This window comes from Erythrobacter sp. W36, assembly GCF_057364935.1.
Genome location: NZ_CP200281.1, coordinates 1683440 through 1695772, shown reverse-complemented (window position 1 = coordinate 1695772; position 12333 = coordinate 1683440). Strand labels below are relative to the sequence as shown.

Annotated in this window: 12 protein-coding genes, 1 other RNA gene and 1 pseudogene; 4 read left to right on the top strand and 10 right to left on the bottom strand. The window is 56.5% G+C overall.

The features are described from left to right. Nucleotides 1-343: 343 nt before the first annotated feature. Complete coding sequence (locus AC0V6U_RS08350) at nucleotides 344-559, top strand: PspC domain-containing protein (protein ID WP_472642717.1); 216 nt, start codon at nucleotides 344-346, stop codon at nucleotides 557-559. 149 nt (nucleotides 560-708) lie between these two features. On the opposite strand, the pseudogene AC0V6U_RS08345 reads toward AC0V6U_RS08350, so the two are convergent. The 5 genes and pseudogenes from AC0V6U_RS08345 to AC0V6U_RS08325 all read right to left on the bottom strand — a co-directional run bounded on the left by AC0V6U_RS08345 (nucleotide 709) and on the right by AC0V6U_RS08325 (nucleotide 4296). After that, nucleotides 709-1504 (bottom strand): annotated as a pseudogene (locus AC0V6U_RS08345) (SDR family oxidoreductase). A gap of 22 nt (nucleotides 1505-1526) precedes the next feature. Next, nucleotides 1527-2129, bottom strand: a complete 603-nt coding sequence (locus tag AC0V6U_RS08340; protein WP_472642716.1) for an NUDIX hydrolase — start codon at nucleotides 2127-2129, stop codon at nucleotides 1527-1529. Between the two features lie 11 nt (nucleotides 2130-2140). After that, nucleotides 2141-2815 carry a TPM domain-containing protein gene (locus AC0V6U_RS08335; RefSeq protein ID WP_472642715.1) on the bottom strand — a complete coding sequence of 225 codons (675 nt, stop codon included), beginning with the start codon at nucleotides 2813-2815 and terminating at the stop codon, nucleotides 2141-2143. Nucleotides 2816-2818: 3 nt separating this feature from the next. Continuing rightward, entirely contained in the window at nucleotides 2819-3694 is an 876-nt protein-coding gene (locus tag AC0V6U_RS08330; RefSeq protein ID WP_472645732.1) for a TPM domain-containing protein, read from the bottom strand. Beyond that, nucleotides 3694-4296, bottom strand: a complete 603-nt coding sequence (locus AC0V6U_RS08325; protein WP_472642714.1) for a LemA family protein — start codon at nucleotides 4294-4296, stop codon at nucleotides 3694-3696. Before AC0V6U_RS08325 ends, AC0V6U_RS08330 begins: the two co-directional genes overlap by 1 nt. Nucleotides 4297-4477: 181 nt before the next feature. Here AC0V6U_RS08325 and mscL point away from each other — a divergent pair, with 181 nt between their 5' ends. Both mscL and ssrA read left to right on the top strand, forming a co-directional pair. Then, nucleotides 4478-4903 carry a large conductance mechanosensitive channel protein MscL gene (gene mscL, locus AC0V6U_RS08320; protein ID WP_472642713.1) on the top strand — a complete coding sequence of 142 codons (426 nt, stop codon included), beginning with the start codon at nucleotides 4478-4480 and terminating at the stop codon, nucleotides 4901-4903. A 149-nt stretch (nucleotides 4904-5052) separates the two neighbouring features. After that, nucleotides 5053-5396, top strand: a transfer-messenger RNA (tmRNA) gene (gene ssrA, locus AC0V6U_RS08315). Nucleotides 5397-5663: 267 nt separating this feature from the next. Here the strand turns inward: ssrA and AC0V6U_RS08310 are convergent. Continuing rightward, nucleotides 5664-6719 (bottom strand): AraC family transcriptional regulator, encoded by a 1056-nt coding sequence (locus AC0V6U_RS08310; protein WP_472642712.1) that lies wholly within the window; start codon nucleotides 6717-6719, stop codon nucleotides 5664-5666. Nucleotides 6720-6860: 141 nt separating this feature from the next. Between AC0V6U_RS08310 and AC0V6U_RS08305 the strand changes: the two genes are divergently transcribed. Then, entirely contained in the window at nucleotides 6861-8354 is a 1494-nt protein-coding gene (locus AC0V6U_RS08305) for an amidohydrolase family protein (protein ID WP_472642711.1), read from the top strand. A gap of 88 nt (nucleotides 8355-8442) precedes the next feature. Here AC0V6U_RS08305 and AC0V6U_RS08300 read toward each other — a convergent pair whose 3' ends face one another. From AC0V6U_RS08300 to AC0V6U_RS08285, 4 genes are all read right to left on the bottom strand, one after another. Next, nucleotides 8443-8694 (bottom strand): hypothetical protein, encoded by a 252-nt coding sequence (locus AC0V6U_RS08300; RefSeq protein ID WP_472642710.1) that lies wholly within the window; start codon nucleotides 8692-8694, stop codon nucleotides 8443-8445. Between the two features lie 136 nt (nucleotides 8695-8830). Continuing rightward, nucleotides 8831-10096, bottom strand: coding sequence for an N-succinylarginine dihydrolase (locus tag AC0V6U_RS08295; RefSeq protein WP_472642709.1), 1266 nt, complete (start codon nucleotides 10094-10096; stop codon nucleotides 8831-8833). Continuing rightward, nucleotides 10093-11109 (bottom strand): arginine N-succinyltransferase, encoded by a 1017-nt coding sequence (locus tag AC0V6U_RS08290; RefSeq protein ID WP_472642708.1) that lies wholly within the window; start codon nucleotides 11107-11109, stop codon nucleotides 10093-10095. The genes AC0V6U_RS08295 and AC0V6U_RS08290 overlap by 4 nt, the downstream gene beginning before the upstream one ends. Beyond that, nucleotides 11106-12299 (bottom strand): hydrolase, encoded by a 1194-nt coding sequence (locus AC0V6U_RS08285; RefSeq protein ID WP_472642707.1) that lies wholly within the window; start codon nucleotides 12297-12299, stop codon nucleotides 11106-11108. Before AC0V6U_RS08285 ends, AC0V6U_RS08290 begins: the two co-directional genes overlap by 4 nt. Nucleotides 12300-12333: the final 34 nt, after the last annotated feature.

Here is a 12333-nt window from a genome sequence, read left to right as displayed (position 1 = left end):
ATTGTTCGCTTAATTCCAAGCCGAACGTTTCATCAAAAGGACCACATCATGTTTAGCAACGACATCGCCTCCCGCCTGATCGTAGCCGCTTTCTCAGTCGCAATTTCATCCATCGTAATGGCCAGCGCGATTGTCCCCGGCTCACCTGGAATGTTTGCATGATCTTCTGATCAGACAGCAACCAACTCATCAATCTAACTAAAGGAAACCCAATCAAAATGTTCGCTTCAATTGACCTTAGTAGCCGAGTGTTTGCAGCCGTCTCGGCCCTCGCAATCTCCGCTGTATTCATGGCCACGGCGATTATCCCAGCCTCTCCTGCACTTGCGCTTGGAGTGATGGCATGAACAACGTAACCAACTCGCCAAATGGCAAGCCACCGCGCGCTGGATTTCGCCTGGACAAGCACAATGGAAAACTGATGGGCGTTAGCGCCGGCATTGCAAACTACACCGGCATCGATCCAATCATCGTTCGGATTGGCTTTGTAGCCGCAACACTTCTCGGCTTTGGCCTGACCATTCCGATCTACATCGCGGTTGGACTGATCGCCGACTGATACGCAGCGACGACAAGCGGATGACCCGGTTTTTCGGACCGCTGAGTATCGAAGTTAAACAAACCGGGAGGGGCCAAACGGCCCCTCTTTTTGTATCTGGACCTGAGCGCCAGGGGCTTACCGCCATGAGCAGAAAGCCCCATCACCCATCACATCGCTGAGATACCGCCGTCGAGCTTGATTTCTGCTCCGGTCATAAAGCGGCTTTCGTCGCTGGCGAGATAGAGAACAGCATTGGCGATATCATTCGGCTCACCCACGAATTTCAGTGGAATTTGCCGTGCGAGCTTATCGAGCAGCACATCCTTTTCGATCCCGGCATGCTGCGCGGTTCCATCAAGGATCGGTGTATCGACAAAGGTCGGGTGCACCGAGTTACAGCGGATTTGCATGTTCTTCTTCGCGCAGTGGAGCGCGATCGACTTGGAAAGCATCCAAACGCTTGCTTTTGAAGCATTGTAGGCCGAGCATCGTGTCGCTCGCGATAAGACCCGCGATGGAGCTGATATTGATGATCGAACCTGGCGCGTGTTCACGCATCAGCGGCAAAGCCTTTTGACAGCCGTGAAAGATGGAATCGACATTGATCGAGAAGCAGCGCTTCCAATCGTCAAAATCGCATGTCTCAATATTGCCCGCGACACCGATCCCGGCATTGTTGACCAGCACGTTGAGGCCGCCCAATTCCTCGCGAGCCGCATCGACCGCGGCCTCCCAAGCTTCCGGGTCGGTGACGTCGTGGCTGATACCAAAGGCATGGCCAGAACCGACTTCAGAATTGATCAGAGCGGCGGTGTCCTGCGCGCCTTGCCCGTTGATATCGGTGCACAATACACGCGCGCCTTCTTGAGCAAGGCGCATGCTGTGCGCCCGGCCAAGGCCCTGCGCCGCGCCAGTTACCAATGCGAGCTTACCCTCTACGCGTCCGGGGCGGGTGGTTGGCATGTCATCAATCCTCTCAAGTCATTTATTTTGTTAGAAGCCCGCTCATCATGAACAGGGATATGCGTACATCGACCCCATGCCCGGCTGCTCGCCAATCGGCAACGAAGCGCGGCAATTCGCTCAGCGCAACGCGGTGGGTGATGATATTCTCGCTGTCGGTGCCGCCGCCAGCGCTGACTTTTTTGAGGCCATGCGCGCGCAGTAGAGTGAAGCATTCGCTGACCATGCCGGGTGAGGAATAGAACTCGCCCAAGTTTTCCATGCGCTCAGCGGTGTAGCCGGTTTCTTCTTCGAGCTCTCTCAGCGCGGCGTCTTCTGCGGCTTCGCCTTGCTTGCCTTCATCATCGCCGACGAGGCCCGCGGGGATCTCAAGGCAGAACTGACCGAGCGGGACGCGGTATTGGCTGACCAGAATAACGTGAGGCTCGCCGCTAGGGTCTGTGTCGATGGCGATGATCGCTGCGGCGCGGATGCCGCGTGAACGCCCGACATATTCCCACCGGCCGCGGCGTTTGGCCGTGATGAATTTACCTTCCCACATGACCTCTTCGGGCTTGTCCGCGTCCATATCGCGAACAAGGTCAGCAGTGTCAGGGATTTCGAATCCGGGGGTGTCAGCGCTCATGGCGGCTATGCTTAGACTTCGATCAAGCGGTCGGGAAGCTCGTTCTCGTCATCATCGGCGCGCTCAAAATGCTCGGACAGCACCTGTCCAACATCGCGCACACCGGCCGCCATACCCTCAGCGATATGACCTTGCCTGATTTCAACCAGCATATCGGCCATCGCCTCGCCCCAGATCTCGGCCGGGACTTTCTCCGCGATTGGCTGGTCCGCGACGATTTCTGCGCGGTGCTCTCGCATCGATAGGTAGATCAGGATGCCTGTGTGGCCATGGGTGCGAGCCTCTGCGCCAACCTTGAAGTGTTTGACCGCCTGGCCATGGACGCGCGCGGTTTTGACCGGGCCGGGGATCAGCGCAAAGCGCAGCGGGTCCCACAATTGCACGGCCCAAGCGATCACAAATGTGATGAGGCCGAGCGCGATTGTCATGCTGGCCAGCTCACCCGTGCTCCATTCATGACCCCATCCGCCAAACAGGCTGTCCCAGAAATCCAGGAAAGGCTGGGGCAGGGCGGCAAACAGGCTCATCGCCGTGAATGACAATGCTGCGGCCCAAAACAAAGAGATGTCGGAATAACCGTCGGACCGGTCCGCGAGGACGGTCAGGATCTCGCCCGAGGTGGTGAGCTCCGCTTCGCCGACCGCGTCTGAGACGATTTTGTGCTGCGCTTCAGTAAGGTAGCTCATCGATCACCATCCCCCAGAGGCGCCGCCGCCTCCAAATGAACCGCCGCCGCCGGAGAATCCTCCGCCAAAGCCGCCGCCGCCACCACCGAAGCCGCCTCCACCGCCGCCGCCGCTCATTGCGCCGCGAACGATCGCGCTGCCAACTTCCCATAGGATGATGTCGCCGACTGTGTCGCCAAGATCACGATCGCCGCCGCGCCGTCCCCAAGGGCCTTTGCCCTTCTTCGCGCGGTATTTGCGGCGCCGTCCACGTCCGCGCAAAATGGGCAGGACGAAGAAGAAGAACATGAAGCCCAGCCAGATCAGCGCGCCCACAGGAAAGCCGCCATCGTTCTGGCTTTGCTGGCGCGATTGGCTGGCCTGCTGCGCGACAAGAGCGGCCTCGTCTGGTGGCAATTGCAATTGTTGGACGATCGAATTTGTCCCAGCGACGATGCCGCCGGGATAATCATCTTGCTTGAAGCGTGGGATGATCTGGTTCTGAATGATCAAAGAGGACAGCGCATCAGTCAAATAGCCTTCAAGGCCATAACCGACTTCGATCCGCACCTTCCGATCATTGGGCGCAACAATCAGCAGCGCGCCGTCATTGCGCTCCGCATCGCCTAGGCCCCACTCGCGGCCTAGCTGATAGCCAAAATCACTGATGTCATAGCCTTGGAGGTCTGGGATGGTGGTGACCACCAACTGTCGCTGAGATTGCGTCTCTAATGCTTCCAACTGAGCGTTGAGCTGAGCCTCCACATCAGCGGGAATAATGTCTGCCGCATCAACGACCCGCCCGGTCAGCTCAGGGAATTCCTGAGCAGCCAAAGGGCTCGCAAGCAGCGCAAGGAACGCCGCAAAAGCGGTGAGGATGGGGCGAAACACTTTTGCGATCAGTCTGACGTCAGGTCCAGCTCTGGCGCTTCTTCTGCGCCTTCAGTGGTAGCTGAGTATGGCACCAGCGGCTCTGCGCCGTGGATGATGTTCGCACCGATTGTATCAGGGAAGGTGCGGATCGTGGTGTTATACTGGCGCACCGCTTCATTGTAATCGCGCAGTGAAACAGCGATCCTGTTTTCCGTGCCTTCAAGCTGGCTTTGCAGGGTGATATAGCCCTGCGTTGAGGTGATCTGCGGATAGGCTTCAAAACTGGCGAGTAGACGTCCAATCCCTTGGCTCATTTGGCTTTGCGCAGCGGCAAATTCTTCCATCTTTGCGCCATCGGCAAGGTCATCAGTCGTGACATTCACGCTGGTCGCCTTCGCGCGGGCCTCGGTTACCTCGGTTAGGATGGCGCGCTCGTTTTCAGCAGCACCTTGAGCGACTTCGGCGAGGTTGGGGATCAGGTTCGCGCGGCGCTGAAACTGAGCCTCGACATCGGCCCATTTGGCTTTCGCATTTTCTTCAGCGGCGGGCACCGAGTTGATGCCGCAAGCAGCGAGACCCAAAGAAGCGGCCGCGACCAGCGCAAAGCGGCGAATATTCCTAAAATTCATGAATGTCCCTTTCCCTCGCGCAGCCAGATCGGCGCGCGCACCATCAATAAGTGTGTCCTGTACTATAGATATAGCACACCTAAGCTCGCTTTCAAGCGGTGGACGGACGGCGCAGGACGCTTGGCAAGGGCTGAATTTGCTGCGAAATAGCGGGTGAATTCGGGTCTAGGGAGAAAATAAGATGTTTTCGGAATTCAAAGATTTTATTGCTAAAGGCAACGTCATGGAATTGGCCGTTGCGGTCATTATCGCAGGCGCATTTGCGGTCATAGTCGCATCGATGACCTCTGATCTGATCATGCCGATCGTCGGCTTGATCTTCGGCGATGTTGATTTCAGCAACAAATACATCGTTTTGTCGGGCGAAGTCGATGCAGGCATGAGCCTGGAGGCAGCGCGCGAGGCGGGCGCCAATGTTCTCGCCTGGGGCGCGTTTGTCACTGCGGTGATCAACTTCGTGATCCTCGCCTTCATCATCTTCCTGCTGGTTCGCTACGCTGAAAAAGCAAAAGCGAAGTTTGAAAAGCAAGAAGAAGAGGCAGCGGAAGAGGCCGGTCCAAGCGAGATCGATCTGCTCACGGAAATCCGCGACGCGCTGAAAAAGTAAGGTTGCTGTGTTTGGGTGCGCTCGGGACTTCGGTCCCGAGCTTGCCTAGCCACCCGCGCCCTCCACCCTTCCACCCGGATGGTATCCCGCTAGGCTCCGGGTGGAAGGGTGGAGGGCGCGGGTGGCTAGGACTGCCACAAACTAAGCATACACTTCACATTAAGCGGGCAGGGTCTATATAGGTCCTGCCCGTTTTTGCGGGATATGGCGATAAATTGCTGCGTATAATAGATGCAACGGACCCGGGGGCAGTACCCGGCGGCTCCACCATAACTCTCGGTTTTCACGAGGTTTTTGATGGGGCCGAACTAGGATCGACGTGTGTTGAAAGGCGTAGTTTTTGCCCGGGTTGAGAAACCCCGTAAAAGGCTCATTTTTATAAGTGCAAACGATAACGAAGCACTCGCAATCGCAGCGTAATGTGACGGCTTAACGGCCTGAATTTACAAAGCTAAAGCGCGGTTGGACCCACCGGGCAACAGAAGCGGATTCCGGGGGCCCGGGGGGCCTAGCAACAGAACCCCCCACCTTTTCTTTCATAGATGTATATATGGCGCGGCGTATGCGCGTTGCGAGCGCGTTTCTACCGCTTCAGATCAATCGCTCGGTTGGCGAGTAAAGCCTGCCGTCACTTTATGGCTGCGATGCAGAAGCTGCGTTTGCTTTTGAGGGTGAAGGCGGACGTCGGCCATTTATCACGAGGCGAATGATTACCTCGGCCTTAGTCCTCCTAACGTTCGACAAAGTGGGTTTAGTCTGGCTAGACCTTTTGGATACTTCGACGATAATCCGAAGGCGTTTCACCGGTGACGGCCCGAAACTCTCTGTTGAAACTGGACTTCGTCCGAAAACCAGCGTCAAACATGATTTGGGTGATTGATAGGTTCGCATGTTCGCGCAGCAATTGTTGCGCAATCTCGACCCTTTGGCGGTTCATATGGCGAGAGTAGCTTTCACCAAACTTTCGGTTAATCGCTTCTGAGAGAAGGCGGGTTGGCACGCTGAGTTTTTGGGCAACGACCCGCAAGGTAGCGCCTTCTTGCGCATACAGTTTTTCTGCTCTGACTAATTCCTTGAAGCGCTCAATACATGCTTGATAATCTTCGTCCCGATACGTTCCTTTGTTTTGAGCAAATGCCCTGTTTGGTATTTCATACATCCAATCGAACAGGGATGGTCGACGCAGTGCAGCCAGAAGCGCGTGCCCGATCAAGGCGAAATCGATACACAACAGGAATAGAAGCGCAGGTGATTGAGACATCCCACGGCCACTTTGTACTTCTAGAAAGATAGCTAACTCGCCTGCGGATGATGCCGCGAGTATGATGGCGGTGACCACGAGCCAGCGAAAGACCAGTGCTGCATCGTCTCCGAGATGCGAAAATTGCGGTATTCCCAATCGCGCCTTCCAACCGAGCAGCGCTGCATATGCAGTGAAGCTGGCAATAATCGCGTAGTCGATCTCGATTAGAATAGTTTGGAGTGCCATTTCTGCGCCGACAAACAGTGCTGGGACAAAATGCAGAATGTGGCGAAAACGTATTTTGAATTCCGTATCGACAGCGCTGACAAAATATAGCCACGCCATTGGTCCGAAGGTCATCGCCAAAGCGGGCCGCATAAACATCCACCAGTGATCATGCCCGTACTCAAGCGCGACGACCAGCAAACCCATTTGCGCAGATAGTACGAAAAAGGATGCAGCCAATACGGTCGGCGTGGTGCGCGGCGCCGTCCGAAGGGTCCAAAGGTGACATGTGAATAGGAAGCAGACGAACGACACTGAAAAGGCAAGTAGCTGCATGATGGAATCCATATTCCGCTCCCTTCCAAGATCAGCGACCTAAAACGCGTTTGGAGACCACAAAACATGTCCCAAAAAGCGCTTTCGGTCGATTGCTAGCCGATCTTCTCGTAACTTTCGATTCTCAGACTAAAGAACAATGAGGATGGATCTATGAGAGTTGTTTGGGTTGCGATTGGGTTATCGCTCTTTACCGGCGCATGTGTCTCCAACCCAACCGACGCTGCCTATGCCGATTTGTTAATTCGAGACATTACCATTGTTTCGCCTGAACGTCAGAGCCCTTCAGCACCCAGTAGTGTCCTTGTTCGCGATGGCCGTATTGTTGAAATTTCAGACCAATCGCTGCCAGACGAATCTGCCGAGAATGTAATTGACGGCCGAGGGTTGTATCTCACTCCGGGTTACATTGATGCGCATGTTCATCTCGCAGCAATTCCAGGGATGCGGTTTGACCAAGAGCGTGCAAATCCCGAAGTCAGCGCACAGGCCCGCGCACAATTTCCGCGGAGTTATCTATATCACGGCTTCACAACCTTGATTGACTTGGCCAGCGACTCAGATCTCCCGCGTGGATGGAACGACGTTCCGGTTGGGCCGACAGTTCATTATTGCGGTGCAATTACCATCCAGGACGGATACCCATCTGCACATATTCCGAAACCACTGCGCTATGAAGTTGGACCAGATTTCATCTTCGATCCTGAACGTCCGGAGGAATTTCCGGCTGGCTACAACCCCGCAGATCAATCCCCGAAGTCATTGATCGCACAGATCGCGGCCAGCGATGCGATATGCGTCAAATCCTACTTTGAGGCAGGTTTCGGCGGGCAGAATCTTTGGCCGACCCCATCGAAAGACATCCTGCGACAGATCAAGCTTGAATCGAACAAGCACAAATTACCGTTATTGCTTCACGCGAATTCCGAAATGGCGCAGTCGATTGGAGTTGCCACTGGGGCGGACGCCTTCGTTCATGGAATGTGGTCTTGGAAAAGCGATCACACCAATCTCACCGAAAGCGTTCGGGGTGTTCTGGATGGAGTTATTGCAAAGGAGATTGCTTGGCAGCCTACTATTCAAGTCCTCTATGGTGAGCGCGATCTTCATGATCCGGATTACCTTGCTAAGCCAGCACTCAAACATGTTGCACCAAAAGCCTTGATTGACTGGTACGCAAGCGAAGAGGGCCAGTGGTACAAGGAGAAGATGGCCGCGCTTCCGTATTTTCGCGAGTATCTGGATACCGGAAGCTGGCAGGAAATTGATGGCGAGGGCATTGAGCGGGTCAACGCGGCCTTCAAATATTTGGACGAACACGGTGGAATTCTCATGTTCGGATCCGACACGCCAAGTGACGTAACCTACGCTAACCCGCCCGGACTTAACGGCTGGCGGGAAATGGAACGATGGCTGGAGAACGGCGTATCTCCTGCCAAACTGTTCAAAGCTGCAACGTTGGATAACGCCATTTTCTTCGGCCTAGACGATGAGATCGGCACAGTTGAGATCGGCAAGCGTGCTGACCTCCTTATCCTTGGTGGCAACCCATTGGAAAATGGCGAAGCTCTCAACATGATCCAGGCCGTAATTGTAAAGGGGCGCGCAATTGAACGGCATTCTCTCTCGGCCATCAACAAGGAGTAAGATCGTTACCAAGATATAAGTCGACCAGCACCTTTGTTGAGCTTTTCGGAACTATCAATCGGCCTGAACTTGGGGCGTGCGGTCAGTCTTAACCTTCAGCCTGTTCAACCGCCTCACGCTCCCGCTCAGCCTTCTCGTATTTCAAGCAATCAAGAATTTTCGCCCCGGCCAAGAACACAGCGCCGGTGGTTGCCAGGAACAGCAGCTGGCCGCCCCATCCGGGGTATTCCTGCAGATAGGCGGCGCCGCGCGATGTCGCGCCGAGTGCGAGCGCGTAAATGATCACGAAGGCTTCGAACCTTGTCTTGATGACAAACAGCCTTCCGATCTTACGCAGCATGGTTTCTCCGCCGTTAAACACTTCGCATTTTTGGGTGCAAGTGCCGTGCCAGCAACGCTTTTTTGCGCGGCCGATTGGTTAACGATTGGAGAAGTGTAAGCATGCCCGACGCAGCCGCCAAGCGCGTTAACTTTGTTTAACCAAGTTCTGTGAGTTCCAGCGCGGTGAGCAGTGCCGCTCTTGCGGCGATCACCGAGCTCGCAAGGGTTTCGCTGCCAATATCCGCTGGGTCGATTTGCTCAGGCCAATTGGTTTCGATCACACCCGCCATCATGTCGGCTTTGCTCTCGCTCATGAGGAAGCGCGGATCAACGGTCGCCGGATCGCACACGACGCGCAATCGCAGGCAGGCGGGGCCGCCGCCATTGGCCATGCTTTGACGCACATCGACGGGTATGACTTCGCGGATTGGCCCATTGCTGGCGAGCATATCCTCACACCAAGCCCAAACGCTGGCGCTTTCACGGCATTCCTCTGGTACGATCAGAGCCATGCCGCCACCCGGCTGGGTAACCAGCTGAGCGTTGAACAAATAGGTGCGGATCGCCTCAGCGAGGCTCACGGCACTGCTCGGCACCTCGACCACTTCGAGCGCGGGGAAGGCGGCGCGCATCGCTTCGTAGGCGCCTTGCTGATCGGCGAAGGCCTCCGCATGGGTGAACAGCACGTGCTCGTTCGCCACTGCAACGACGTCATTGTGGAACGCGCCGGCTTCGATCGCTGCCGGATTTTGCTCAATGAAGACGCAGGCGTCTGGGTTTAGAACGTGGAGGCGGGCAACAGCGCGGCTGGCTTGTTCATGCTGGCGCGCCGGGAACTTTCCACCCGGACGGCCATAGACGAACACTTCCACGCCTTTGCTGCCATGCCCTTCGCATAGGCGCATGTGGTTGGCCGCGCCTTCATCGCCAAAACTTGGTGGGACGGCGTCATGCACCGCGAAATGCGCGCTGTTACCAAAGGCGATGTCTAGCATGCGTCTCGTGTGGGGCCATTCCTGCGCCCGGTGCAGCATGGTGACGAGATTGGCGGGTGTCAGATGACATTTGCCATCGGCGGTGTCTGGCGCTGGGCTGACCGTGGCAGCATTGGCTGTCCACATGTTGGAGGCTGACCAAGCCGCAGCGAGAAGCTGGCGCGGGGTGTCCTCATCCACCGCCAGTTGCTGGGTGAGAGCATTGTTTGGCCGGGGCAGGGGGAGCAGGAAGCCTTGATGCCCAAACCGCGCAAGGTTGCCACGCATCTTCTCTAGGCCTTGGAGCGCTGCGGCGCGGGGGAAAGAGACATCGCCGCCGTGGCTGGCACTGGCGATATTGCCAAGGGACAGACCGGCGTAATTGTGGCTCGGCCCGACGATGCCGTCGAAATTGACCTCAACCAGATTGCCATCTGTGCCGCTCATCGCGCTACGCTCCACACGGTGTCGTCTGTGCTTACATCGAGTGTGTCGGCGGCGACGGAGTCGATTTCGATTGAACCATCTTCAGAGGCTGATCGAACGCCGTAGCATGCGCGGAAATCGCTCAGCGAGCCGGAGGCGATAAGGGCTTTCTCGCCCTCGGTGTTCTCGACGCCTGCAATTTTCGCTGGGGCCGATCCGGCAACGCTTTTCACCTGATCGGTCTTCGCGATCATGCTGGGCCCGCCGTCGAAGATGTCGACATAGCCCTCATAGGCAAAGCCCTCCTTCTCCAGCATCCGCATGGCCGCGCGGCCAGTGGGGTGGGGTAGGCCGATGACCTTCTTCGCTTCATCGTCGAGCATGGCGACATAGACCGGATGTTTGGGCATCAGATCGGCGATGAATTGGTTGCCATTGATGGCGTTGAAATAGTCCGCCTCTTGAAAGCCCATTCCGAAAAAGCGCCCGGCGACGCCGTCCCAAAATGGCGATCCGCCGCGTTCGTCAATAATACCGCGCAGTTCCGCCAGCACCCGGTCGGCGAAGCGTTTGCGGTGCATTGCCATGAACAGATAGCGGCTGCGCGCGAGCAGCAAGCCAAGCCCGCCTGCGCGCTCATTGGGGTGGAGGAACAATCCGCCGACTTCGCTTGATCCTTCCAGATCGGTCACAAGGCTGAGCATCTCTGCGCGAACTGTGCGATCCAATTCCTGACTGTATTGGGTCAGCGTGTTGAGGCGGTAGGAATAGAACGGCCATTGCTGCCCGACCTGCGTCATCAATTGGCAGGTCCCGCGCACGGCGCCGGTGGCGACATTTTCGAGCACCAAGACGAAGGTCTCATTTGTCAGCTCGTCGCCGGTGTTGGCGAACGCTTTGGCTGAGGTTTCGAGCTTGGCGGCCAGCGCGTCACGGTCAGCGGGAAGGTTGGTGAACCCGCCTCCGGTCAGCTTTGCCATTTCGTACAAATGCTCAAGATCGGACGTGCGCGATGCGCGCATGCGAAAGGTCAATGCATGTCTCCAGCAGCAATGCGAGAAAGAACGAGAGCGGATAGAGCGGCGCGCTCTGTCAGGCTCGAAACGATAAGAAACTCATCGGGTGAATGGATGCTGCCGCCGCGCACGCCCATGGTGTCGACCACAGGCACGCCGCAGGCGGCAATGTTATTGCCATCGCACACGCCGCCGGTCGATTTCCAGGCGATTTTCTGGCCAAGTTGTGCGCCGCATTTCTGCACCAGATCGAACAGTTTTTGTGCGCTTTCATCCACGGGCTTGGGCGGGCGAGTGACGCCGCCGTGCCGATGCGCGGACACTTCGTGATCGCTTTCAATGCTGCGCAGCAAAGCGTTGAGATTATTGTCGAAGCTTTCCATCGCCTCTGTGCTCTTTGGGCGAATGTTGAAGCGCAGGACGGCGTGGTCCGGCACGACATTATTGGCCGCTCCGCCTTCCAGTTTTGCGGGGTTTACGGTGATGTCTTCACGCTCCATCGCTTTCAGTCGAAGGATCAAGTCCGCCGCTGCAACAATCGCATTGCGACCCTCATGCGGATTACGGCCCGCATGGGCTGATTTGCCGGTTATGATGATGGAGTAATTCCCCGTGCCGCCGCGCGCGTGCGCCAATGTTCCATCAGGCAGAGCCGCCGGTTCAAAAGTGAGCGCGGCGAGCTTTCCGCGCGCCATCTCGGCAATCAAAGCAGAACTTGCAAGAGACCCGGTTTCCTCATCGGAATTGATCATCACATCATAGCCGATCGCTGAGGAGCCTGGCATCGTTTCAAACGCCATGAGCGCATGGAGGATAACCGAAATTCCGCCCTTCATATCGGCCACGCCCGGACCATTCAGCACGTCCTCCTCCAGCCAGGTCAGGTTCTGAAACGAATGCTCTTTGGGAAAGACCGTATCCATATGCCCGGTCAGCAAGATGCGCGCGTTGGCCTGTGGGCGAACCCGCAGAACCATATGTTGACCGTTGGGCTTTTCAAACTCGCTGCCATCAGCGGCAATGGCGGTGACGGGCGCTGGATCGATGAGTTCAACTTCACCGGGCAGGGCGGAGAAAGCGTCGGCCAGTTTGCTAGCCTGCTGCGCAAGTCCTTCGATATTGCCGGTGCCAGTGTTGATTGCGCACCAGTCTTGCACTTGGGCGAGCATTGCGGCGGCATCAAATTTTTCAAGAATTTCGCTTGTCATTGATGACTGCTCTAGCGGCGCGGACGCGATCATC

Bases quoted from the DNA above. Each gene is read 5' to 3' on its own strand.
- AC0V6U_RS08350 (WP_472642717.1), top strand. From the start codon at position 344: ATGAACAACGTAACCAACTCGCCAAATGGCAAGCCACCGCGCGCTGGA.
- AC0V6U_RS08340 (WP_472642716.1), bottom strand. From the start codon at position 2,129: ATGAGCGCTGACACCCCCGGATTCGAAATCCCTGACACTGCTGACCTT.
- AC0V6U_RS08335 (WP_472642715.1), bottom strand. From the start codon at position 2,815: ATGAGCTACCTTACTGAAGCGCAGCACAAAATCGTCTCAGACGCGGTC.
- AC0V6U_RS08325 (WP_472642714.1), bottom strand. From the start codon at position 4,296: ATGAATTTTAGGAATATTCGCCGCTTTGCGCTGGTCGCGGCCGCTTCT.
- mscL (WP_472642713.1), top strand. From the start codon at position 4,478: ATGTTTTCGGAATTCAAAGATTTTATTGCTAAAGGCAACGTCATGGAA.
- AC0V6U_RS08310 (WP_472642712.1), bottom strand. From the start codon at position 6,719: ATGGATTCCATCATGCAGCTACTTGCCTTTTCAGTGTCGTTCGTCTGC.
- AC0V6U_RS08305 (WP_472642711.1), top strand. From the start codon at position 6,861: ATGAGAGTTGTTTGGGTTGCGATTGGGTTATCGCTCTTTACCGGCGCA.
- AC0V6U_RS08300 (WP_472642710.1), bottom strand. From the start codon at position 8,694: ATGCTGCGTAAGATCGGAAGGCTGTTTGTCATCAAGACAAGGTTCGAA.
- AC0V6U_RS08295 (WP_472642709.1), bottom strand. From the start codon at position 10,096: ATGAGCGGCACAGATGGCAATCTGGTTGAGGTCAATTTCGACGGCATC.
- AC0V6U_RS08285 (WP_472642707.1), bottom strand. From the start codon at position 12,299: ATGACAAGCGAAATTCTTGAAAAATTTGATGCCGCCGCAATGCTCGCC.